The sequence below is a fragment of the Stenotrophomonas sp. 112478_Sma genome (assembly GCF_056479905.1).
Map to the genome: position 1 here is coordinate 2,139,051 of NZ_CM151072.1, position 23,005 is coordinate 2,162,055.

The following is a 23,005-nucleotide window of genomic DNA, read 5'->3' on the forward strand; positions in this document are numbered from 1 at the left end:
AGGAGTGCTGCCGTGATCAAGACCTCCAGAAATCGTCATCAAGTTGTGATCGTTGGGGCGGGCTTCGGCGGACTGGAGGCCGCCACGCACCTTGAAGGAGTGGATGTCGATGTAACAATCATTGACCGGCGGAACTATCACTTGTTCCAGCCGCTGCTCTACCAGGTGGCTGGTGCGTCACTGTCACCGTCGGAGATCGCATGGCCGATCCGCTATCTGTTCCGTGACCGCCCGGAGGTCAGAACCCTCATGGCGGAGGTCGAGGGTGTGGATAAAGCTGCCCGCCAAGTGATCCTTCAGGACGGCACTCGATACCCTTACGACACCCTTGTGCTCGCTACGGGAGCAACACATGCCTACTTTGGGCATGACGAATGGTCGAAGTACGCTCCAGGCCTGAAGAGCCTGGAGGATGCAACAACCATTCGAGGCAGGATCTTGAGCGCGTTCGAGCAAGCGGAGCTCTGCAATGATCCCGAGGTTCGAGAGGCCCTTCAAACCTTTGTGATCATTGGTGGTGGGCCTACAGGTGTCGAGCTTGCCGGAACCATCGCGGAGCTGGCGCGTGGCACGCTGCAGGATGACTTTCGGTCAGTTGATCCCAGCAAAACCCGGGTATTTCTCATTGAGGCGGGTCCGCGGCTGCTCCCCGTCTTTCCTGAAAAGCTCTCCGAGTACACGAGGCGCGCCCTCGAGAAGCTTGGGGTATCCGTTTTGTTGGGGGCCCCTGTCACCGAGTGCGCCTCTGATGGGGTGATGCTCAATGGCAAGAAGCTGGCGGCATCCACAATCGTCTGGGCAGCGGGAGTTCAGGCGTCTCCAGCCGCACGTTGGCTCGACACCGAATCAGATCGGGCGGGGCGCGCAATCGTCGGCCCTGATCTAACGGTGCCTGGTTCCCCCAACATTTTCGTGATCGGGGACACTGCTTCATCAGCCACTGCGGACGGAAAGACCGTTCCTGGAATCGCGCCGGCGGCCAAGCAGCAAGGCAAGTACGTCGCGGGCCAGATTGAAGGGCTGATAACAGGGGCGCGGAGGACCGCTGCATTCAAGTACCGGCACCAGGGCAACCTCGCCACGATTGGACGCAGCCTTGCAGTAATCGATATGGGGAAGCTAAAGCTGAGCGGAGGAATCGCATGGTGGATCTGGAAGCTCGCTCACATCTACTTCCTTATCGGAGTGCGAAATCGCCTGAGCGTCGCAATGAGCTGGGTATGGAATCACAGCGTTGGATACAGAGGGGCTCGCATCATCCTCCGTGAAAAAGCAAGCAATGCCACAAGCGGCTCATTGGATGGGAAGCTGAAATAGGGGCCAAGACGCTCTGAATGCACACTCGCAACTGACTTCCCGAAGGAGAACACCTTGGCAGATCTATTCACAGCGAAACCAAGGGCACCACTGGCCGAACTGCTACGACCGAAGTCTCTCGACGAGTTCGTTGGGCAGCAACACCTGCTGGGGCCGGGGAAGCCTTTGCGTCTTGCCTTTGAAGCAAGAAGTCTGCACTCCTTCATCATGTGGGGGCCCCCGGGCGTCGGTAAGACCACCCTGGGGCGCCTCGCAGCGATGGTGACTGACAGTCACTTCATTGCGATCTCCGCCGTACTCGCCGGGGTAAAGGACATCAGGCAGGCCATTGATGATGCGCGGGCCGAACTCGACGTCCGCGGTCGCTCCACGGTACTTTTCGTCGACGAAATTCACCGGTTCAACAAGGCCCAGCAGGATGCGCTGCTACCTCACGTTGAATCAGGGCTACTCACGCTGGTGGGCGGCACCACAGAGCATCCAGGACTGGCCGTTAACTCGGCGCTGCTTTCGCGCGCGCAGGTGTACACACTTGAGCCTCTGTCTGACGCAGATCTTGAGAAGCTCTACGAACGCGCCAGACCTCACTTGCGAGGCGTTGACCTCTCCGATCCCGCATTGCAGCTGCTGAAGGGCTTCGCTGATGGTGATGGCCGCAGATTCCTGAATCTTCTCGAGCAGGTCTCAACTGCGGCCTCTGAGAAGCGGGTGGAAGAGGTGGATCTTGAGTTTGCCAAGCGCTCCACCAGCCCGTCACTGCGTCGATTCGATAAGGGCGGGGACGAGTTCTATTGGCAGCTCTCCGCGTTTCACAAATCACTGCGTGGCTCTGATCCCGACGCCTCCCTCTACTGGCTAGCGCGCATTCTGGATGGGGGCGGGGACGTGAGCCAGGTCACACGTCGAATGATTGTTATGGCAAGCGAAGATATCGGAAATGCTGATCCGGGCGCTCTGCACTTGGCCATCCACGCTGCGCAGGCGTATGAGCGACTTGGCTCTCCTGAAGGTGAAATTGTCTTGGCCCAGGCTGCGACCTATCTGGCGCTCTCCCCCAAGTCGAATGCGTCCTATGCGGCTTGGGATCTAGCAAGGGCCTTCGTCAAGGAGCACGGATCATTACCAGTTCCCATGCATCTTCGGAATGCTCCAGCGAAGCTTATGAGGCAGATGGGGTATCGACAAGCATATCGCTACGCGCATCATGAGCCAGACGGCTACGCAGCTGGACAGACGTACCTGCCGGAGGGTGTGGAGAGGCCGAACTGGTATCGGCCCACTGATCGGGGAGCTGAGCGCGCCTTGGCTGAGAGACAGGCATGGCAGCGAGCCTTGGATGAAGAGGCATCGCAAACCGAAGCCGATCCCTCTTCGGGCCAGTGATCCAGCTGAACTTAACGTCTACAACCTACAGAGACATGCACATGCCAAACGCCACATTCGGTGAAGCTTCCTGCAGTGTCGCAGCAAGCGGCCTTGTAGAGGTGCGCGGTGCGCGTGAGAACAACCTTAGAGACGTTGATGTCTCAATTCCTCGCAACGCACTGGTCGTCTTTTCCGGTGTATCCGGTTCCGGGAAGTCATCTCTTGCATTCGGGACAATCTATGCGGAAGCTCAAAGGAGGTACTTTGAGTCCGTTGCTCCCTATGCTCGACGCCTAATCGATCAGGCAGGCGTCCCTGATGTTGACTCCATCGATGGACTCCCGCCGGCAGTAGCGCTGCAGCAGCAGCGTGGTGCCAGCAATGCGCGATCTTCGGTGGGTAGCGTCACCACGCTATCCAGCCTCATTCGTATGATGTATTCCCGCGCGGGAGCATATCCGGCTGATCAGCCTATGCTTTATGCCGAGGACTTCTCACCCAATACTCCCCAGGGCGCATGCGCGACCTGCCATGGCCTTGGCCATGTGTACGAGGTGACAGAGGCCCTCATGGTGCCGGATCCAAAGCTGAGCATCCGTGAGCGTGCCATTGCTTCGTGGCCACCTGCATGGCACGGGCAGAACCTTCGCGACATTCTGGTGACGCTGGGCTACGACATTGATAGGCCTTGGAAGGACCTTCCCAAGAAAGACCGCGATTGGATTCTGTTTACCGAGGAGTCGCCCACTGTGCCGGTCTATGCTGGGTTCACGCCGGCGGAGACGCGTGCGGCCCTGAAGCGTAAAACTGAGCCGAGCTACATGGGAACCTTCACTGGCGCCCGTAGGTATGTCCTGCACACGTTTGCTAACACGCAAAGTGCCCTGATGAGGCGCCGCGTATCGCGATACATGGAGGGTAAGCTTTGTCCCACCTGCCATGGCAAGCGCCTTAAGGCAGAGTCGCTGTCAGTGACATTTGCGGGTGTGGACATTGGTCAATTCATGCAGATGCCTCTTGACCAACTGGCTTCCCTGCTCGAGCCCATTTCTCAAGGAGACTTCAGTGCTCATGCTGGCGGGGGCAAGGCGAACAAGGAAGCCACCCGTCGTGATCGCGCCGATAGGGCGGCCAGTGGGCGGGCGGTCCACGCGGTGTCTCCTGACGTCCGCCGCACCTCAGCGCTGTCGGAGGAGAAGCGCCTGGCCGCGCAGCGCCTCGCTAGTGGAGTGATGAGCCGAATCAGTCAGTTGCGTGGCCTTGGGCTTGGCTATCTAACTTTGGATCGCGCTACGCCGACATTGTCCGCTGGCGAGCTGCAGCGATTGAGACTCGCCACGCAGTTGAGCTCGCTGCTCTTTGGCGTGGTGTACGTGTTGGACGAGCCGTCGGCAGGTCTTCATCCCTCCGACAGCCAGGCTCTCTATGACGCCTTGGACCGCCTCCGCGACGGTGGTAATTCCGTATTTGTTGTGGAGCACGATCTGGAGCTGATGCGCCGTGCCCAGTGGTTGGTGGATGTTGGGCCTGAGGCGGGAGAGCGGGGCGGCAAAGTGCTCTACAGCGGAGAGCCGGATGGTCTTCGTGACATCGACGAGTCACGTACCGCGTTGTACCTCTTTGACAAGGTCCCGCCCCCTAGTGGCCAAGAGCGTCAAGCGAGTGGTTGGCTGGAACTTCAGGGCATCCAGCGTCACAACCTGAAGCGCATTGATGCGAAGATACCTCTGGGCATCCTCACCGCGGTGACCGGGATTTCGGGATCGGGCAAGTCCAGCCTCGTCGCCCAAGCGTTGCCGGAGCTGATGATGCTTCAACTTGGACACGAGCCTGAAGACGACGCGGTGGAAACGGGGGCAGCAGACGGGCCAACCGTCATCGAGACGACAGGGGGACACCTCGGCGGAGATGTCGATGCTATTCAGCGTCTCGTCCAGGTTGATCAGAAGCCAATCGGACGGACGCCGCGATCGAATCTCGCGACTTACACCGGCCTTTTCGATCATGTTCGAAAGCTGTTTGCCGCAACACCAGATGCGCGGCGTCGACGTTACGACGCAGGTCGATTCTCCTTCAACGTGGCCAAGGGACGTTGTGAGACGTGCGAAGGGGAGGGGTTCGTGAGCGTCGAGCTGCTGTTTATGCCTAGCGTCTATGCACCGTGCCCAACGTGCCACGGTGCGCGATACAACGAAGCTACGCTGAAGGTGCTTTGGAACGGTAAGAACATTGCAGACGTTCTGCGGATGACTGTCGAGGATGCACGTGAATTCTTTGGCGATGAGGACGCGATCGCTCGCCCACTTCAGTTGCTGAAGGAGATTGGCCTTGGATACCTTCGACTGGGCCAGCCGGCTACCGAGCTATCGGGTGGTGAAGCGCAGCGCATCAAGCTGGCCACAGAGCTTCAACGAAGCCAGCGCGGGCGGACACTGTATGTCCTGGATGAACCCACTACGGGCCTCCATGCCTCGGACGCGGATAGGCTGCTTGTGCAGCTCCAGCGGCTCGTTGATGCCGGCAATACGGTGGTCATGATTGAGCACGACATGCGTGCCGTTGCTCAGGCGGATTGGGTAATCGACGTGGGTCCAGGTGCCGGTGATGCGGGCGGGCAGATCGTGGCGGCAGGAACTCCAAAACAGGTCGCTCGCGTGAAGAGAAGCCGTACCGCCCCCTTCTTGGCTGAGGAACTCGCCCGCGCGGGTTGACCCGACGCTCTTTTGGCCACCATGAGCGTCCCTGGCGCTCATGGCGGCCAGATCCCGTATCAGAGAGCGGCCAAGCGACTCGGCATTAGCGCTTCCCTGCTTTGGATGGCGTTAGGGCCGAGGTGGGGGAGGGCGCCATCTGCGTAAGGCTTGGTAGTGCTCCGACGGCGGAATGGAGTGCATCGAAAACTACTCTGACGCGAGGTGAGACTGGGCCGCGTTGAGGCCGATAGACGTACAAGCCCCACGGCGCAGGATCGAATTCTTCCATCACACGCTGCAGAACACCTGACTGAATGAGTGGGGCAGCCATGTAATCAGCAAGTTGGGCAAACCCCAAGCCCGCAATGACCCCTGCCATCTCCATGTCGGCATTGTCTGCAATGAAGACCGGTGCTGTCGGCGCCACCTGTACGCCTCCAGCCAGGTACCAGGGCCAGGGCCTGCCTGTATTGATGTCCACCGATGCAACCAGTGGAAACCGCGAGAGCTCGCTAGTCTCCGCTGGTGCTCCGATTCTCTCTACAAGTGCGGGGGAGCCAACGATGTGCAGTCGCATCTCTCCTGCCTTCTTCGCAATGAATCTGCTATCACGCATGAAGCCGACGCGGATTCCGACATCGATCCCTTCATCGACAGCGTCTGCAACCCGATCGCTTAAGCGAACGTCCAAGACAATTCCCGGGTGACTTTGGGTCACTGTATCCAAGGCGGCAAGAACTGCCCTGGAGCCCATGCTGTGAGGGGCACTAATTCGGACTGTGCCCACAATCTGTGAGGCCGTCGCCTTGGTTCGCGGGCGCCACAGCTTGTCTAAGCCCTCAAGCGCCGGCCGCAGCTGATGTAAGAGATCCTCCCCAAAGGCCGTGATGCGAACCTGGCGTGTGCTTCGGTGGAACAACAGCTCCCCGTAATGACTTTCAAGGGCCTGTATCGCTCGGGTGATGGCCTGAGGAGAGCTTCCCAGTCGAACAGCGGCCTCACGAAAGCTCGGCGCCTCAGCCGCGGCCCTAAACGTCTTTAGAAGATCCAGCTCGCTGTTCATCTCAAGGCCCCCATGGTCGTTGGGCTCATATTATTCCATTTCAGGGAATTATGAAATCCTATCAATTCCATATACAACAATTCTTCAGGTCTCCAGAATTCCTCCACACCCTCACCTGACCGGAGAACCTGATGAGCAAGTTCAACTACATCGAAGAGTACTACCAGGCATTCAACCGCGGTGATCGCGACGCGATGCTCTCGATGCTCACTGATGACGTTGTGCACGATCTAAATCAGGGGAGTCGCGAAGTAGGGATCGACGCATTCCGCGCGTTCCTGAGCCGCATGGATTCCTGCTACAGCGAGCAGCTTCACGACATCGTGGTGATGTACAGCAGCGATGGTGCGCGTGCCGGCGCGGAGTACGTGGTGCACGGACTCTACCACCACACGGACGAAGGTCTCCCTGCAGCGGCAGGGCAGATCTATGTTCTTCCCGGTGGCGCGTTCTTTGACATCCGTGATGGAAAGATTGCGCGCGTCACCAACTACTACAACCTGGAGGACTGGATTTCCCAGGTCCACAAGGCGCCCTGAAATGGCTACCAACGTGCGAGTAGAGGTACTGGTCGGCACCGAAATCGAGGACTGGCTCGATCGCGTCGCTCAGTTGCGGATCGAGATATTCAGTAGCTATCCCTACCTGTACGAAGGAGACATGGACTATGAGCGTCACTACCTCCGCAATTATGCGACGTCTGACGGGGGCATCGTTGTCCTGGCCAGGGATGGAAGGGACGTTGTAGGTGCATCGACTGGCCTTCCTTTGTTGAGCGCCGATGCCGCTTTCATTCGTCCCTTCCAGGAGCACGGTCCCCGGCCAGAAGAAGTCTTCTACTGCGGGGAGTCCGTACTGAGGCCGGAGTACAGAGGAGCTGGCTTGGGCCACGTCTTCTTTGATCGAAGAGAGGAGCAAGCCCGACGAAAGGGCTTCAAGTGGTCTTCTTTCGCGTCGGTGGTTCGGTCGGAGACTGATCCGCTTAGGCCACCTGGATATCGAAGCAATGAAGGCTTCTGGACTCGCCGTGGGTATGCACAACAGAGCGCGATGAAGGTCGCTCTTCCTTGGCGGCAGCATGGGGCCACGCACGAAACCGAGCAGACACTTTCACTTTGGCTCCGTTCCTTGGAGGACGTTACATGAAGATTGCAGCAGCTAAGTACGTGATCGGTCGTCCGAAGACCTTTGCCGAGTTCGCTGCGCGCCAGCGCCGAATTCTGAATGACGCACGGGAACAAGGAGTTGAGCTTGCAGTACTTCCGGAATACCTGTCGCTGGAACTGGGTTCGACTCTTCCAGAAGCTCTTCAGCTTAGCCTGAGGTCCACCCTGGAGTCGCTCCAGATCTATCAGAGCGCATGGTGTGAGCTCTATAGCACCTTGGCTGTCGAACTGGGAATGACCATCCAGGCAGGAACGTTCCTCACCGCAACATCCCATGGGATGTATCGCAACCGTGCCTGGTGGTTCACAGCTGATGGTCGCAGCGGATGGCAGGACAAGCTTCAGCTTACTGGCTTCGAGAAGCAGGCAGTTGTCATCGAGCCTGGCGATCGCATCGCGGCGTTTGAGCAGGACGGAAAGCGTGTCGGGATTGCGGTTTGCTATGACAGCGAATTTCCGCTTCCTGTTCGCCTCCAGCAGGAGGCAGGGGTGCGCTTGCTGTTGGTGCCAAGTTGCACCGACACCGACGCCGGTGCCACCCGTGTCGATGTTGGGTGCCGAGCGCGAGCGCTTGAGAATCGGATGTTCGTGGCAAAGGCGGTCACCGCTGGCGTCGCCGACTGGAGTGAAGCGCTTGATGTCAACACCGGTGAGGCAATGATCCTCTCACCGATGGACCATGGCTTCCCCAGTGACGGCGTGCTCGCAGCGACCTCCGACGATCAGGAGTGGGCGATTGCTGACATTGACTTCGCAGCGCTCGAAGCAAGCCGTGCACGAGCGCAGGTAGCCGTCGACAAGGATTGGGATGGTCAGCTCCGCTTCCATTCCGTTGAGGTCCTGAACTAACCAACGTCTAGATGCCTGGGCCATGAAGTGCTCGTGGGCGTCGCTGGCAACTCAAATACCTGGGGAATCAAAATGCATCGTATTGTCATTGTTGGTGGTGGGGCCGGAGGGCTGGAGCTGGCTACGCAGCTGGGCCGGAAGCTCGGGCGCTCAGGGCGAGCAAAAGTCACTCTTGTCGATGCTCGGATGACGCATCTGTGGAAGCCACTTCTTCACGAGGTTGCCTCAGGCGCGTTGGATGCCGCAGAAAGTGAGCTCAACTATCTCGCCCAGGCTAGCTGGAATCACTTCCAGTTTCAGTTGGGGCGGATGACGGGTTTGGATCAGAAGTCCAGAAAGATCGAGCTTGCCCCACTGTACGATGAGGAGGGCAACGTTATTGCGCCCCGTCGCTCGATCTCCTACGACACCCTGGTGATCAGCGTGGGTAGCGGAACGAACGACTTTGGAACTCCCGGTGCAGCGGATCATTGCCTGTTCCTGGACGATCCCGATGCCGCCATTGCTTTCCAGAAGCGGCTGCTGAGCGAGTACATGGGCGCGCAAGCGCGCGGCAAGTCAGAAACACTGGAGGTTGCGATCGTCGGCGCCGGCGCCACCGGTGTCGAGCTGGCGGCCGAGCTGCGTGATGCTGCAAGGCAATTTAGCGCTTATGGGCTGGACAAGATCTCTCCCGAGAATCTGAAAATCACGCTTATCGAGGCTGGTCCGCGAGTGCTGCCAGCTCTGCCAGAGCGCGTGAGCCTGCCGGTCGCCGAGCGACTTGTACATGAAGGCGTTCGTGTCATGTGTGGCTCGGCTGTGACCCTAGTGGATGAAGAGGGCCTGCAACTCGCCAATGGCATCAAGGTTGCTGCGAGGCTGAAGGTATGGGCGGCGGGCATCCGTGCTCCCGTCTTCCTTGCATCCCTCGGGAACCTAAAGACCAATCGCATCAACCAGCTCGAGGTATCTGAAACGCTGCAGACAACGCAGGATCCGAACATCTTCGCATTCGGGGATTGTGCAGCCTGCCCGAATGGACACAGCGGTACAAACGTTCCCCCCAGGGCACAGGCCGCTCATCAGCAGGCTCACTTCCTTGCGCAGGCGATTACCCGCCGTATCGAGGGACGCCCGCTGCCCAGCTTCACCTATCGAGACTATGGATCGCTGGTGTCCCTGTCGAGGGAGGGCGCCGTTGGCACGCTGATGGGTAACCTCATGGGGTCATTCAAGGTCGAGGGCTGGCTGGCCAGGATGTTCTACATCTCACTGTATCGCATGCACCAGAGGAGCCTGTTCGGTACACGCCGGGTGGTTGCGCGCATGCTGGCAGACGCATTGGGACGGAGTACGGAGCCTCGCCTCAAGTTGCATTGATGCGGGCGAGCTGAGGGGCGGAGCTGCGAGTCAACAATTCCAACGCAAGGAATTATGAAATCCAATCTGTTCCATATACAGCAATCCATCGAAGTCCAATACTTGGTCCCAACAGCTCGCCAAGAAGAATGCTGTAGGCGCATTCGACCTGATTGAAACGCGTTCTAGAGCCGGCGCCAGGGGCGGCGCGCCCGATGTACCACTGATCAAGCTCGCCCCAAAGACCGTTGTCGCACTTATCTCGTTACACCCAAGGAGAACTCACATGAAATCCCGTGCAGCCGTTGCATTCGGTCCCGGTCAACCGCTCGAGATCGTCGAAATCGATGTTGCTCCGCCGAAGAAGGGCGAAGTACTGGTGAAGATCACCAGCACTGGTGTCTGCCATACCGACGCATTCACCCTGTCGGGCAATGACCCTGAAGGCCTGTTCCCGGTGGTGCTGGGCCATGAAGGCGCCGGCATCGTTGTCGAAGTGGGCGAGGGCGTGACCAGTGTGAAGCCCGGCGATCACGTCATCCCGCTGTACACCGCAGAATGCGGTGAGTGTCTGTTCTGCAAGAGCGGCAAGACCAACCTGTGCGTTGCCGTACGCGCCACCCAGGGTAAGGGTGTGATGCCTGATGGCACCAGCCGCTTCAGCTACAACGGCCAGCCGCTGTATCACTACATGGGCTGCTCGACCTTCAGCGAGTACACCGTCGTGGCCGAAGTCTCTCTGGCCAAGATCAATCCGGAAGCGAATCCGGAGCACGTCTGCCTGCTCGGTTGCGGTGTCACCACTGGCATTGGTGCGGTGCACAACACGGCCAAGGTGCAGGAAGGTGACAGCGTGGCCGTGTTCGGCCTCGGTGGCATCGGCCTGGCGGTGATCCAGGGTGCTCGTCAGGCGAAGGCTGGTCGCATCATCGCAGTGGACACCAACCCGTCCAAGTTCGAGTTGGCCAAGCAGTTCGGCGCAACCGAATTCGTGAACCCGAAGGATTACGACCGTCCGGTTCAAGAAGTCATCGTTGAGATGACCGGCTGGGGCGTCGATCACAGCTTCGAGTGCATCGGCAACGTCAATGTGATGCGTTCGGCGCTGGAGTGTGCACACCGCGGCTGGGGCCAGAGCGTTGTCATCGGTGTGGCCGGTGCTGGTCAGGAGATCTCCACCCGTCCGTTCCAGCTCGTGACCGGTCGTCGCTGGATTGGCAGCGCCTTCGGTGGTGTGAAGGGCCGTAGCCAGCTGCCTGGCATGGTCGAAGACGCCATGCGGGGTGAGATCGATCTGGCTCCGTTCGTGACCCATACGATGGGCCTGGAAGCAATCAACGAAGCCTTCGAACTCATGCACGAAGGCAAGTCCATTCGTACTGTCATCAACTACTGATGCACCGCAGCACCGGGCAACCGGTGCTGCACTTCCAACAATAGGAGTTTAAGTCCATGCAACACCAAACTATCCATCCCTCGGTCGATTCCGGCGTCGTTGCCGGAACCGCCGGCTTCAAGGGCGGCACGCTGAAGTGCCTGTGCTCTGACAAGCCGGTTGAGATCTCCGTCGCAAGCAATGTGGCCCACAACCATGCCTGTGGTTGCACCAAGTGCTGGAAGCCGGAAGGCGCCATCTTCTCCGTGGTCGGTGTCGTTCCCCGCGATACCGTTTCGATCACGGCGAATGCCGACAAGCTGGCGATTGTCGATCCGGCTGCGACCATCCAGCGCCACGCGTGCAAGGACTGCGGTGTCCACATGTTTGGCCGCATCGAGAACAAGTCCCATGCCTTCTACGGCCTGGACTTCATTCACGTTGAACTGTCCGAACAGAAGGGCTGGGAAGAACCGCGCTTCGCCGCATTCGTGTCTTCGATCATCGAAGGCGGCGGCGCAAGGCCGGAACAGATGGACGGCGTCCGTAGCCGCCTGAAGGCTCTGTCCCTGGAGCCGTACGACGTGTTGAACCCGCCGCTCATGGATGCGCTGTCCGCGCATGCTGCACGACTCAGCGGCGTTCTCTCCTAAGCAGTGTAAATGCCGCCCCTTGCATGCAAGGGGCGGTACTTCCTGACAGTACGCCACCGGCGTATACATTTTCGCTCAGAGCCTGGAGTCTTCGACCATGTCCTTGCTTCCCCCCAACGCAATGCACGAGCGGACTCTGCAGGGCGTACAGAGCACCGGCAACGCACGGGCAATTACGAAGGCCGCGACTCTCACTGCGGTCATGATGTCCGTCGAAATTGCTGGAGGATGGGCCTTCAACTCGATGGCTCTTCTCGCAGATGGCTGGCACATGAGCTCTCACGTGCTGGTACTCCTGTTCGCACTTTCTATCGCTTGGTACGCTGAGCGGAATCAGAGCCGCCCAGAGCGCGCGGCTCGGGTGCTAGCGGTTGAGCTCATCGCGGCGAGCGTAAGCGCGATGATCATGCTTTGGATTGCCGCTTCGATGGCCTATGAATCGACGGAGCGTCTCCATGCGCCAGAGGCTGTTCAGTACTCAGAAGCGCTTGCCATCGCCGTTGCGGGTTTGATTACAAATATATTCTCAGCGCGGTGGCTACATTCTGCCTACCATCGCGAAGGTGCTGCGGTTGATCACTGCCACGTTCCGCATGAGCGCCATGCTGACGAGAAGGGGGCCGATGCGCGCAGGAGTCCCAATCTTCGTGCGGCCTATCTTCACGTCGCTACGGACACCGCTGTAACGGCACTCGCAATTACTGCACTTGTCGTGGGGATGATCTGGGACGTGACGTGGCTGGACTCAGTCACAGGCCTCATCGGAGCGTCGGTTGTCGCAGTCTGGGCCATTAGATTGCTTCGTAGCTCCATTTCGGCGTGGATAGGTCGGCGTAAGTAGCTAGTGCGGTGGTGCCTCCGTGCTCAGCACGGAGGCTAGCCCTGCGATTGGGAGCCTTCCACAAAACTCGCTGCGACCGGAGTCATTCCTGGACGCATCTGGCGAGCCCGCTGAGCGCATATGCCCCACCTCACATGATGCGGAGTTGCTGGCGGGGTGGCCATTCTCTCAGTCAGAGATCAACAAACTGACTGTGATTCTGAAACGTCCATCTTGAGCGGCTGACGTTGCTTCGCAGCGAGGTGACGTGCCCTTCAGTCTAGGTCAGTACCTGGGGCGCCGGCTGTTGCGGCACTAGGGGAGGGCCTGGACGATCTCTTGCTCAGGCGAACGTCTTGGCGAGCCCAAGAGCGCTAGATACTGCTGCAGGGATGCGCCGCCTTTGAAAGCAATTGGCGTGCGGCCGGCTGATGGCCTGGTGTATGGCTCAAACCCCTTCCTCCGGGTCTACTGCGACAGCGCATTAGATCTTCAATTGAACCTCACATTGAGTCAAATGGCAGCAAGCCCATGAAAAGACTGGCGCTTAGTCGGTTGTCTGTGATGGCGGCACTCGTGTTCCTGGCCGCTGCCCGAGCCCCGGTGGCCCAGGCGGCCGAACAATGTGGCCCGGACGCGATGCGCGATCACCCGCCGCAGATCAGCTTCCGCGTCGACAACGACCTGTTCGGTGGCCGCCACCAAGACCAGGGCTATACCAACGGCGCGCAGCTGACCCTGGTCTCGCCGAACCTGGTCGACTACACCGCCGACCCGTGCCTGCCGCGCATGGCGCGCTGGGTGAACCAGTACCTGGAAGGCCTGCACCCCGGCAGGTTCGAGCAGCAGAACATGATCTTCAGCATCGGCCAGGCCATCTTCACCCCCACCGACCCGACCCGCCGCGACCTGATCGAGGATGACCGGCCGTATGCCGGCGTGCTGCTGGCCAGCTTCGGCTTCAACGCACGCAGCGGCGACCGCCTGCAGACCACCCAGCTGGCCGTGGGCGTGGTCGGGCCCTGGGCCCAGGGCAGGCAGGTGCAGAACGCCGTGCACGACGCGCTAGGGGACGAGAAGTTCAAGGGTTGGGACAACCAGCTGCACAACGAGCCGGTGTTCATGCTGACCCACGAGCGCATGCGCCGCTGGCCGGCCGATGCCAGTGTCAATGCCGGCGGCTGGGGCTGGGATGCGATCAGTCACTATGGCGGTGCGATCGGCAACCTGGAAACCAAGGCCAACGCCGGTGGCGAAGTGCGCTTCGGCTGGAAGCTGCCCGACGACTTCGGCAGCACGCCGCTGCGCCCGGCCGGCGAGAACACCGCGCCGACCCGTGGTGGCCGCCTCAGCGGCTGGTCCTGGCACTTGTTTGCGACCACCGACGCGGCATGGGTAATCCGCGACATCACTCTGGACGGCAATACCTTCCGCAACAGCCACAGCGTGGACAAGCGCCACGTGGTCGCCCAAGGCGGCTACGGCATCGCGGTGATGCGCGGGCGCTGGAGATTCGCAATGGCGCGTTACCACAGCACCCGGGAGTTCTATGGCCAGCGCCAGTCGCCGGTGTTCGGAAGCTTCACTATTAGCCGCTCGCTATAGTAGGTGGCGACGATCGCGGGTGTTCGACCATGCAATGTCCTTGAGTGCAGTACCTCGCAGAGCGACTACAGAAGTAACGCGGGAGTGCATGATGGAGAGTACTGAATGATGCTAATCACCAAGCTCGTCGTAGTCATCGTCGCGCTTGCCGCTGGGATCAAGGTGATTGATTGCTGTGTCGTGTGGGCAGCGCGACGAAGGCTGGAGAAACTTCAGAAGCTAAAGGCGCCGGCCCCATCGAGATCTCCTTTACCCGATGCCCTGGTGGTCTACTACTCTCGCTCTGGGCACACCGCCTTAGCCTCTAGTTATCTGGCGAACCAGTTACACGCCGATCTGCGTGCTGTCGAAGCATTTGACTACTCATTGGGCTTGGCCGGGTGGGTGAATGCTATGGCTGATGGGGGTCTTGATGACGCGTGGATAAATCCCGCGTGGATGGATCTAGCTCCCTATGACGCTATCTATTTGGGAACACCCATCTGGCGTGGTTGCCCAGCGCCGCCGGCTTGGGAGTTTGTTAGGAGCAACATGTTCCCTGGGAAAAAGGTCGTACTAGTCACTACATCCAGAGGATCATGGAAGCAGTCAGCTATTGAGCTCCTTGGGCGAGAGATAGTTCGACGAGGTGCGCGATCATTCGAGCATCGGCCTTTGGCGCGCAAGCGTGCCTGGTTCAGAAGATCGGACCCAGATGATCTCAGAATTACGGATCTGATGTGACCGACCTACCATGAATGCCCCCGGCCAATGCTGCGTTTAGTCGGCACCCCTCGCCTTAGCTAGCGCTATGCCAATCGCCGCGTCGCCCCTTGCTGCACGCTCGTCAACGGCCTAGGGCCGTCCCGAGAGTTTCGTGAGGTGGTTTCATTCGCGATTGTCGAGCCGTCCGTTAGACAACGCATGCTGGAGAGCAATCGCAACCTGCGTCGCGGCGTAGACCCAATCGTTGTCTTCTTCGTACGGATCCACTTCCGAATCTTCTTTGCCACCATGGAAGAGGTTGTTGCGGACTTGCCGCATGGCTTCCACCAGCGCGACCGCATCCGATTCGGCATCCAATGGGCAGGGGCAAAAGCGGGCCACCAAGTTCCCGTTCTCTTCAATAATCATCTGCTTCATGGGGCGCTCATCGCGTTGACAGAGAAGGCGCGCACGCGCCGACTCAGGAACCTCTGACGCGAAATCGTCGCCCAACTTTCGGACGCGCTCTTGCACCTTGCGCCAAGCCACGTCGGACGTCGGTTGCCCCGTCCGGTCTTTCCGGAAGAAGTCCCCGTGCCGTCGGAGCTGGAATTCCAGTTTGCTCACGGTCTTGAGAAGGTCGTAGGCGAGATTGGCGCTTACCGGCATTTCAGCATTCTATGTGAGTAGTGTGAGGTCCGAATCGCAAACTGCCACAGCGAAGGCACAAGGACCACCAAGAAATGGCGCTACTTGAGAGCCGCCTAACACGCGGGAGGATGTCATCCTGTAGGCCGGGCGTCGCACCTCATCTAGATTCTTGACCTATAACCGCTTCGGGCTGGCAACGCAGGTCGGCAGTGACTTGGGACAACTTTGCCTAGACACCGCTAAGAATACTTGGATGGGGTTCGCGTGAAGGCCGCGCTTACGATTCGCCTCTCAGTAGTCGTCCATTGATTGCAGGTGAGTGCTGCGCTTCGACTTGGTGGCTGTCGAGTCTGGGTCGGGTTCATCTCCGTTCACCGTTACCCACTCGATGAGAGGGCCCAGGTCGGATTGGCGGCGGGCTTCCGCATACAGCTTGCTATAGGCGGCCATGGCGTATATCGGCGACAGCATGAGCTCCGCTGCCAAGGCGAAGACATCGGACTCGGGTGGCAGCGACACAGTGGTGAAGGCGCCGCTGTCGGCATCGGTGTGGCGCTCAGCCAGCGCATCCAGAAGACGCCGACGGAGTGCTTGCTGGAAGGGGCTATGGGTGGGATTAGGACACCTCAGGCCGTCTTCGACCGGAACCCAGGTGTCCAGTGACCAGGCGGGGGCGAGCACTTGCGGGGTTGCCGCGTCGTCAATCCCCTGTGCATTACCCTTCAGAGTGCCCATAGCCTGGTCAGAAAGCCGATTTCGCAACAACCAGCGGTCATCAACTGAACGCTGCCAGAGAGTCCATAGACTCCCACCGGACCGCCATTGGCCGATCTCCTCGAACAGTTCGGAGGCCAGTCCGCCTCGCGCCTCCAGCTTTGAGGCAAGGCTCCATGAGGCCGCCAGCGCGGGTGGGTTACGGAGCGGATGGGCCACGTTCGATAGGCCTAGCCATTGCGCGAGCACCGCAAAATCGGATAGACCCTCCCTGATTTCCTTAGGAACGGCTGCAACGCATTGTCCAACGGTATCGATGTGCTGCCCGCCCCGCTGGAAGGCAGCGAGGGCCGCGTACAAGGCCCACATCGGGCTGGCCATTGCTTGCTCGGTTGATGGCACCGCCACCTCCCGGCCGACTGTAAGCTGCGCTCGCGCCGCCTCCGTCGCAAGCCCGATCGGATCGAACAGCAGTGACGCACTTCCCATCCGGACCAGATGGATGGAGGCAGTCGCCAAGTCGAGCATTCGTGCGCCCTGAGTGTCCACCATCGGAGGGGTTGGCGGAGCTGAGGTACAGTCAAGGTAGATCTCGGTACGCCACCCCTTAATCACCGGGACGACCAGTCCGTCTTCATTCGACTCGTCCCAAGGGCTGGCCGTTCGCAGTGCGAGGCTGCCAGCTGTTGCTGCTAATTTGAGGTAGGCGTAGCCGAGCCTGTCGTCCGTACCACTGTGGATGAGGCGCTCCTCCAAGGTTGCCCCTACAAGGGAACTGAGGTGCCACTGCCGCCACGGTGGCGCGGGGTTTAGAGAGCCGTCGGGACTGAAACTGGAGTCGCGCGCGAAGACAAAGACCTCACCGATTTCGCTGAGATCGCGGCTTGGCTCCGTCGGAATCATCGAGTATTCAGCGGCATGAAGGGACTGATTTTGGTGCGTGGTTGACGTGCCGATGACGGGCGCAGCCGCGGAAAATTCGGGCCCGGGCAACCGCTGGTCGAGGGGCGCATCCGCAACAACGAACAGCGATTGCGCCGATTCGGCCCCGACGTGCACCAGGGCTTTGTAGAGTCCCGGAGCTAAGGACAGCGAGACCACTCCCGTACCGATGCTGACACGAGCGTAGCTAGCATCGAGCACCGTGATCTGCGCGTTGGGATTGTCCGTCCTCAACACCACCGGCTGCGCTGCAACCTCGTCGGTTCGCAAAGCGGGCATGTCGATAGGTGCAGCAACGGGAGGGGTGTTGCCTGCAGCTGGCAGCACCGGGTAGGGAACCTCGAAGGCGACGTCGGGTAGATTCCCTGGTGTAACGACGAGATGCAGACCCGGGGTCAGCTCCACGATGGGATGCTCGAGCTGGCGAAGCTGGCTACTGCGTAGCTGCCCATTTGGCGTCATGTCGGTGGGCGGCGCGGGTGGGTAAGGTGAGATGTCAGGATCCGGTTGCCGGTCGATGGCCGCGAATTTAGCAATGATGCGGCTCAGGTCGACGGCAACCCGGCGTGGGAGCGCGGAAGCTGGCGCCGACGCCGGGCGCTGATATATTCGAATCCGCTTCGTTGCGGGAGTCAGTGGTGGCGTGTATCCGGTTTCCTGTTCGTAGCGATCGGCCCATAGCACCTGGAAGTAGTCCGCGACGGCGCGATCCGTCACCCATCCGTCGGCGTCAGGCGGTGCGCTGCGCAGCGCGTCCAGTAGGACGCTAGTGAACAGGCCGCGAGACTGCCCGGCCGGGCCAATGTTGCGCTCAAAGGACTGACGTCCCCGCGGCGCTCCATACGCCTGGAACAATCGGACGTGTGCCGTTCGTTGCCGGTCCGGCGGGGTCCAAGTCGGCTCGAGCACCTGGCTCGCCTTGAGTACGTCCTGGCAGCAGTCCGTTACCAGGATGATTTCATCAAAGAAACCCGCGTTGGCGATTTTCGACGCATAACGCAGGACGGCGATATGCGCCGTGTCGCCGTTTTGCGCGACGGCCGAGAATAGTGCCGGGTCGTGAATCGCCGAACCGGCTGTGAACCCGTGTCCGGCGAAGAACAGATACAAGCGCTGTCCAATGCGGTCATGCCATCCGTTCGGGGTGCGCAGCCATAGATTAAGCGCCTTCTTGAGCTCCTTCTCGGTCGGGTTTGCGTCGTCCGGGGTCGCTGCCACGCCATAATCCTGCGACCGTATGACTTGGATACGTCGGGTGTCCAGGTCGCCGTACTCCGGATCGAGGAGCCATTGCCGGAACTCTTCGCCATCGTTCTCAGGTCCATGGAGGTCACTCAGGCCGGGATAACGGTTAATTGTCAGCACGATCGCGTAGTGATCATCTCGCGGCATGTCCACATCTCTCCCTGTTGCGTACACAAGGGCACCTTTGGCGTGCTCTCGAAGATGTCACCATCCGCCGAGGAGGCTCTCAACGCTGAGCAGCGTATCTTCGTCGTCGTCGAAAGCTCCGTGATCAATGCTTGTGCTGTTCAAGCCTGCTGTCTGTCCTTGGGACTTGGACCAGATCGTACGGTTCGGTGCAGCTCCGAGCCACGCGCGGACTGCACCTATTTCGGGAAACTTGCTATCTGAGTAGATGTGGTGCCAAGCGAAGAAGCGTTCCATGCCCAGCAGCGGCATGTCCGGTTCGTCGACGAGCGTTCCGTCGGAATTTGGGCGCGATTCGAGGACACCCGACACCAGATAGAGGAGGGAGCTGGGATAGATGAAGCGCTTCCAGTCCTGCCCATTGGGAAATTTAGAGTCGTCTCCGACGACCTGATCGTCCCGTTCGAATTCATCGCGCATGCCAAACAAGCGGAAGTGACGGATGCGATCGCCATGTTGGGTGATCGTGGCGGCAAAGCGCTCGTAGGTGATGGCGGGCGCCAGGAACACGACGTCGAATGCAATCTCGGCCGGCAGAAGCTCTGATGCCTTGTCAAGCCAATTGGCGATGTAGACGGCGCCAGTGCTGTGGCCGACTAGAGTGATCCTCGATAGCAGCCCTTCAGAGGCATGGGCGGCACGCAGCCGCTCCAGCAGCGCAGTTCCGGCATACAGGTCGGAGCCGTCGCCGAACGCATCGAGTGAGTCCTGCTTCATGCGGTTCCACTGGAGTGCCTTGCCCCATTCATTGAGTCCACTGCCACCAAAATGAACACCACGCAACACTTCCTCTACGACCGTTGCATACAGGCCGTGATCGCGTTGATCCGCGTACCGACGCAGAACACCCTGCAGGATGCGCTTCACCAGAAGGGAAACTTTGAACCAGACGATCAACCCGCGGCCTCCCTCGACCCCGGCGACCTGCGTTGATACCGCCTGCGAGAACGGGGTATCTCGAACGCTCGCTCCGCCCCCGATGAATGCATCGCGTGCTTCGTCTAACGCGGTTGGCAGGGTTTGCATGGCGACCACAAACTCGCTGTCGGTTTGCAAGTCGGCTTCGATCTCGGCGTCGTCGATCAGCGCACTCGCCGCACGCGCACCTGAGGGCCCCACTACAGGTTTGAAATCACGGTAGGGCACGTGATTGCGACTGGGATCGCTCCAATATGTATCAACTGCCTGGCGGACCTTCCCTGCATCGACGTTGCCCGGCGTGATGGTCCGGGCGCCGTTGCTACCTCCCAAGCGGCGGAGCGCGTACTCTAGCGCCTTGCGCACCAGATTCTTGAATACCGGCTCATCCGGCAGCTCGCGCAGGTTGTTGCGGATCGTTTCAACGAAACCCGACTCCCACACGGAAAAAACCGGATAGGCCGATTGAGAAAAGCGCCCCTCAAGTCGCTGGGCAATACCGATACCCGCGGCCTTGTCGACCAGGCCCCCGTGAAAGTAAAGCAGCAAATGACCACGCCCGTCCTTACGAAGCGCCGTGACGATAGCGTCGATATCCTCTGGCTTCGTATCGGTTCCGGCACCGATACGGCCGTTGCGACTGTGGATTTGATGCAGACTGCCCATACCTGGCCCCCTGTGACCAGAATGATGCCAACCCAGAGTGCCATGAGTTTATGAAGTGGGCAATCAGTAATCGCCTAGGTAGGGATTGGTCACCTCAATGCCGAGTAAGCGAAGGGCTAGAGTTGAATGCCCCGGACCATGCCGCAGCTGGGGCGGTAGTTTGCATTTGGCGCTCGATCGATAGGGACACGAGGGCACGGCTCATCGACCTGATCATTGAGGTACAGACGGAGAATTGGCTTTGAATGCCAATGGCGTCCATCTGATACGGTTCCTATGTAGGGTAGCTACCCAGGCAGGGGTAGCGCGGTATCCGTGCCGGGCCTCAAGTTTGGCTACGATCATGCCATCCGCTAATTCAGCTCGCCAAATAGCCACGGTTGGATCGCGGTTGGATCGTCGACGCAGAGGTGAAATTCGTTCGGCGGCTCCTTCTCTGCATCGGTGGCGCAGCGCAGTTCATGTAGTCGGTATTGGAGTAGTGCGGCACGGGTTCTTAACCTGTAGGCTGCCTTACCTCCGAAATACTCGATACGCACCATATCCTTCTGATCTGGTGTCAGATGCGGATGGGGGACGATCGACAGCTCTACCTGTGTCTGCCAGGCGGCGTCCTGGCTAGGCTCGGCCCGCTCTGGCCGAGGATCAGCCAGCTGTTTCAAGCCGCTCAGCCGATTTATAGACAGGTCCAGGAAGCGTCCGGCTTCCGCCTCGTCCTCGGCGATGACAAATGCGCGAACATGCCAGCGCCTGCCTGCCTGCACCAGCGCATGAGGGAACAGTCGTTTGGTGCGAGGTGCTGGGTTGCGCATGGACCGGTGCTCGCCAACGAGCCCCTTGCCCTCTCTGCAGGCACGATTAAGCAGTGCGAAGTGGCGTCGTTCAACGCCGCCGAGGATAAGCTGGGAGCTCTCGATAAAGCCTGTAGCTTCCTGGGGGCGCTCAAACGCAAGGTACTCTTCGATCAGCCCTTCGGTTAGGAGGGGTCTGAAGCCAGACATCGCCACGTATCCGCGCACATGGCTTCGGTACTCAAGGCCGCCTCCATTGAGTTCAGCATATTGGGTTAGCAATCGACTTACCGTGGTGATATGCAGATCAAACACTTGGCGTACTCGCTCATTGGTGACTTGCCCCTCCCAGAGGAGCAGCGTTTCGATGGCTCGAAGTGTTTCCGGACTTTTGTTTGGATTGGGGCGGGGGCGGGGCATGGGGCTGGGCCGGGGTCAGATGACACGCAGCTTAGCATTGATGCTAAGTTAGCGTTTATGATATGTTAGCGTTTATGCTAATGTGAAGTAGATAGCCCAACTTCTGTGGAGTTGCACAGTGTCCAGCTCTCTGTTTGAGGTACTGCCATCGCAACTCTTTCGCCCATTGGCCTCGGCAAATCGGGAGAACTACTGGCGGCTGCTCTTGGGTCTGTACGAAGAATTCTTCGGGCCAGAGGCTGAGGTTCCCCCGGCGACCGGCTGGGAACGGCGGCAGTTGACGCAGTTCATCGAGAACTACCTCGAACACGATGACGCTTGGCAGGCAGAAGAGGGGGTAGGCCAGCTCACTCCGCTCAACATTCGCGCCAACATGTACTTGAGCCATCTCACGGAGAATGGCTGGTTCGAAGAAGAGCAGGTGGGACTCACGCGCACTCTGTCCATGACTGCTGTGGTAAGCCGTTTCCTTGCCACCTTGCAGGTCTTCACAGAAGACACGCCGGCGATGGTGGGCGCGAAGATGCGTTCCATTGAAGACACATTACGTCGGGTGCTTGATCCTGCAAGCAATGTCTACGGTGACGACTTCGTAAACGCCGGCGACAGCGCCCATGCGCTTCTGTCCGGGATTGCCGCCATGAGTCTGAACGTGCGTACCCTGCAGCGCGAGATATTCAAGTCTGCGACCCCCGGGGCGGCTATCCGTCGGTTGTTTGAAGACTACATTTCCAAGCACGTCATGGCTGACTATGCGGACTTGGCTGGCGCCGATCACCCCCTCGCACGAAAGGCGCAGGTGTTGAGCCTAACTCAGGAAATCCATTACGGGGATCATCGGGAACGGATCATCGTGTGGTTGGCCGAGCGACGCTACAAAGGTGATAAAGGCACGGCTGAGGCTGTCTATGAGAAGGCGATCAGGCGATTGAGCAATGTCTATCGTCTGCAAGACTACTTCGATCGCTTGGGCCAGGATCAGCGCCATATCGAGCGTCGCATGCTGGCCATGATCGAGTACCAGCTTCGCGCGCCGGGCCAGCTCGAGAGACGGATCAAAAAGGCTATCGCCGGAGTCAATGCTGCGGAGAACTTCGACGCCTCCATGCCCGTTGGGCCCGGAGCATTGCTTTCCGGTGAACTCCTGTTTCAACCACGCATCGCCCGTCCGCCCATTCCCAGGACCGCGGATTCTCCGCGGCAGATGACAGCCGAGCAGGAGGCGCGGATGAACCTGCACAGGCGTGCGCGTGATGCGCGTACCGCCATGCCAACAGAGGTGAGGGTGTACTTGCAGGGTGTCATGGGAGGAGGTAGGCAGATCCGGGCGTCTCAGCTTCCCATCACCGGTATCAAGCAATTTCGAATGGTGCAGACGCTGTCCACCTACGCACAGGAAGCAATGACAGGCCTCGGAAAGAAGCACCATGAAGGAATTTCAAAGCGACTACCTGGATATCGCTTCCAAAGCGCCGGTGATGAACGAATTGCCGGGCCGTATTTGGACATGCCGGACTTCTACATCACCAAGGTGAAATGAC

Annotated in this window: 18 protein-coding genes; 13 read left to right on the top strand and 5 right to left on the bottom strand. The window is 59.6% G+C overall.

Features of this window, described 5'->3' with window-relative positions; all coding sequences use genetic code 11:
- Window positions 1–12: 12 nt before the first annotated feature.
- The 3 genes from ACZK08_RS09915 to ACZK08_RS09925 are packed head-to-tail and all read left to right on the top strand — an operon-like array spanning window position 13 to window position 5,393.
- On the top strand, window positions 13–1,317 hold the full coding sequence (locus ACZK08_RS09915) for an NAD(P)/FAD-dependent oxidoreductase (RefSeq protein ID WP_026070508.1): 1,305 nt from the start codon (window positions 13–15) through the stop codon (window positions 1,315–1,317).
- 54 nt (window positions 1,318–1,371) lie between these two features.
- Window positions 1,372–2,700 carry a replication-associated recombination protein A gene (locus tag ACZK08_RS09920; RefSeq protein ID WP_005413341.1) on the top strand — a complete coding sequence of 443 codons (1,329 nt, stop codon included), beginning with the start codon at window positions 1,372–1,374 and terminating at the stop codon, window positions 2,698–2,700.
- Between the two features lie 41 nt (window positions 2,701–2,741).
- A complete protein-coding gene (locus ACZK08_RS09925; RefSeq protein ID WP_026070507.1) occupies window positions 2,742–5,393 on the top strand; it encodes an excinuclease ABC subunit UvrA in 2,652 nt (883 codons plus the stop codon).
- Window positions 5,394–5,478: 85 nt separating this feature from the next.
- Here ACZK08_RS09925 and ACZK08_RS09930 read toward each other — a convergent pair whose 3' ends face one another.
- On the bottom strand, window positions 5,479–6,438 hold the full coding sequence (locus tag ACZK08_RS09930; RefSeq protein WP_017354479.1) for a LysR family transcriptional regulator: 960 nt from the start codon (window positions 6,436–6,438) through the stop codon (window positions 5,479–5,481).
- A 131-nt stretch (window positions 6,439–6,569) separates the two neighbouring features.
- Here ACZK08_RS09930 and ACZK08_RS09935 point away from each other — a divergent pair, with 131 nt between their 5' ends.
- The 9 genes from ACZK08_RS09935 to ACZK08_RS09975 all read left to right on the top strand — a co-directional run bounded on the left by ACZK08_RS09935 (window position 6,570) and on the right by ACZK08_RS09975 (window position 14,970).
- Window positions 6,570–6,977 carry a ketosteroid isomerase-related protein gene (locus ACZK08_RS09935; protein ID WP_017354478.1) on the top strand — a complete coding sequence of 136 codons (408 nt, stop codon included), beginning with the start codon at window positions 6,570–6,572 and terminating at the stop codon, window positions 6,975–6,977.
- A 1-nt stretch (window position 6,978) separates the two neighbouring features.
- Window positions 6,979–7,584, top strand: coding sequence for a GNAT family N-acetyltransferase (locus tag ACZK08_RS09940; RefSeq protein ID WP_017354477.1), 606 nt, complete (start codon window positions 6,979–6,981; stop codon window positions 7,582–7,584).
- Window positions 7,581–8,453: a carbon-nitrogen hydrolase family protein gene (locus tag ACZK08_RS09945; protein ID WP_017354476.1), complete on the top strand. Its 873-nt coding sequence runs from the start codon at window positions 7,581–7,583 to the stop codon at window positions 8,451–8,453. The genes ACZK08_RS09940 and ACZK08_RS09945 overlap by 4 nt, the downstream gene beginning before the upstream one ends.
- 72 nt (window positions 8,454–8,525) lie before the next feature.
- Window positions 8,526–9,815, top strand: a complete 1,290-nt coding sequence (locus tag ACZK08_RS09950; RefSeq protein ID WP_037590709.1) for an NAD(P)/FAD-dependent oxidoreductase — start codon at window positions 8,526–8,528, stop codon at window positions 9,813–9,815.
- 265 nt (window positions 9,816–10,080) lie between these two features.
- Complete coding sequence (locus tag ACZK08_RS09955; protein WP_005413335.1) at window positions 10,081–11,190, top strand: S-(hydroxymethyl)glutathione dehydrogenase/class III alcohol dehydrogenase; 1,110 nt, start codon at window positions 10,081–10,083, stop codon at window positions 11,188–11,190.
- 56 nt (window positions 11,191–11,246) lie between these two features.
- Window positions 11,247–11,822: an S-(hydroxymethyl)glutathione synthase gene (gfa, locus tag ACZK08_RS09960; protein WP_005413334.1), complete on the top strand. Its 576-nt coding sequence runs from the start codon at window positions 11,247–11,249 to the stop codon at window positions 11,820–11,822.
- A 205-nt stretch (window positions 11,823–12,027) separates the two neighbouring features.
- Window positions 12,028–12,663 carry a cation diffusion facilitator family transporter gene (locus ACZK08_RS09965; protein ID WP_429001131.1) on the top strand — a complete coding sequence of 212 codons (636 nt, stop codon included), beginning with the start codon at window positions 12,028–12,030 and terminating at the stop codon, window positions 12,661–12,663.
- Window positions 12,664–13,206: 543 nt separating this feature from the next.
- A complete protein-coding gene (locus tag ACZK08_RS09970) occupies window positions 13,207–14,247 on the top strand; it encodes a lipid A deacylase LpxR family protein (RefSeq protein ID WP_017354473.1) in 1,041 nt (346 codons plus the stop codon).
- Between the two features lie 108 nt (window positions 14,248–14,355).
- Entirely contained in the window at window positions 14,356–14,970 is a 615-nt protein-coding gene (locus ACZK08_RS09975; RefSeq protein WP_157804745.1) for a flavodoxin family protein, read from the top strand.
- 144 nt (window positions 14,971–15,114) lie between these two features.
- Here ACZK08_RS09975 and ACZK08_RS09980 read toward each other — a convergent pair whose 3' ends face one another.
- From ACZK08_RS09980 to ACZK08_RS09995, 4 genes are all read right to left on the bottom strand, one after another.
- On the bottom strand, window positions 15,115–15,600 hold the full coding sequence (locus tag ACZK08_RS09980) for a hypothetical protein (protein ID WP_017354472.1): 486 nt from the start codon (window positions 15,598–15,600) through the stop codon (window positions 15,115–15,117).
- Window positions 15,601–15,873: 273 nt separating this feature from the next.
- Window positions 15,874–18,630, bottom strand: a complete 2,757-nt coding sequence (locus tag ACZK08_RS09985) for a caspase family protein (RefSeq protein WP_017354471.1) — start codon at window positions 18,628–18,630, stop codon at window positions 15,874–15,876.
- 57 nt (window positions 18,631–18,687) lie between these two features.
- Window positions 18,688–20,253, bottom strand: coding sequence for a hypothetical protein (locus tag ACZK08_RS09990; RefSeq protein WP_017354470.1), 1,566 nt, complete (start codon window positions 20,251–20,253; stop codon window positions 18,688–18,690).
- 353 nt (window positions 20,254–20,606) lie between these two features.
- Window positions 20,607–21,464 carry a BrxR family helix-turn-helix transcriptional regulator gene (locus ACZK08_RS09995; RefSeq protein ID WP_146027645.1) on the bottom strand — a complete coding sequence of 286 codons (858 nt, stop codon included), beginning with the start codon at window positions 21,462–21,464 and terminating at the stop codon, window positions 20,607–20,609.
- 118 nt (window positions 21,465–21,582) lie between these two features.
- On the opposite strand from ACZK08_RS09995, the gene ACZK08_RS10000 reads away from it, so the two are divergent.
- Window positions 21,583–23,004 (top strand): Wadjet anti-phage system protein JetA family protein, encoded by a 1,422-nt coding sequence (locus tag ACZK08_RS10000; RefSeq protein WP_049400904.1) that lies wholly within the window; start codon window positions 21,583–21,585, stop codon window positions 23,002–23,004.
- Window position 23,005 lies beyond the last annotated feature (1 nt).

Excerpts from the sequence above, each read along its gene's own strand:
- ACZK08_RS09945 (WP_017354476.1), top strand. The coding sequence starts at position 7,581 with ATGAAGATTGCAGCAGCTAAGTACGTGATCGGTCGTCCGAAGACCTTT.
- ACZK08_RS09925 (WP_026070507.1), top strand. The coding sequence starts at position 2,742 with ATGCCAAACGCCACATTCGGTGAAGCTTCCTGCAGTGTCGCAGCAAGC.
- ACZK08_RS09980 (WP_017354472.1), bottom strand. The coding sequence starts at position 15,600 with ATGCCGGTAAGCGCCAATCTCGCCTACGACCTTCTCAAGACCGTGAGC.
- ACZK08_RS09930 (WP_017354479.1), bottom strand. The coding sequence starts at position 6,438 with ATGAACAGCGAGCTGGATCTTCTAAAGACGTTTAGGGCCGCGGCTGAG.
- ACZK08_RS09985 (WP_017354471.1), bottom strand. The coding sequence starts at position 18,630 with ATGCCGCGAGATGATCACTACGCGATCGTGCTGACAATTAACCGTTAT.
- ACZK08_RS09950 (WP_037590709.1), top strand. The coding sequence starts at position 8,526 with ATGCATCGTATTGTCATTGTTGGTGGTGGGGCCGGAGGGCTGGAGCTG.
- ACZK08_RS09955 (WP_005413335.1), top strand. The coding sequence starts at position 10,081 with ATGAAATCCCGTGCAGCCGTTGCATTCGGTCCCGGTCAACCGCTCGAG.
- ACZK08_RS09990 (WP_017354470.1), bottom strand. The coding sequence starts at position 20,253 with ATGGGCAGTCTGCATCAAATCCACAGTCGCAACGGCCGTATCGGTGCC.
- ACZK08_RS09965 (WP_429001131.1), top strand. The coding sequence starts at position 12,028 with ATGTCCGTCGAAATTGCTGGAGGATGGGCCTTCAACTCGATGGCTCTT.
- ACZK08_RS09935 (WP_017354478.1), top strand. The coding sequence starts at position 6,570 with ATGAGCAAGTTCAACTACATCGAAGAGTACTACCAGGCATTCAACCGC.
- ACZK08_RS09940 (WP_017354477.1), top strand. The coding sequence starts at position 6,979 with ATGGCTACCAACGTGCGAGTAGAGGTACTGGTCGGCACCGAAATCGAG.
- gfa (WP_005413334.1), top strand. The coding sequence starts at position 11,247 with ATGCAACACCAAACTATCCATCCCTCGGTCGATTCCGGCGTCGTTGCC.
- ACZK08_RS09975 (WP_157804745.1), top strand. The coding sequence starts at position 14,356 with ATGCTAATCACCAAGCTCGTCGTAGTCATCGTCGCGCTTGCCGCTGGG.
- ACZK08_RS09995 (WP_146027645.1), bottom strand. The coding sequence starts at position 21,464 with ATGCCCCGCCCCCGCCCCAATCCAAACAAAAGTCCGGAAACACTTCGA.
- ACZK08_RS09970 (WP_017354473.1), top strand. The coding sequence starts at position 13,207 with ATGGCGGCACTCGTGTTCCTGGCCGCTGCCCGAGCCCCGGTGGCCCAG.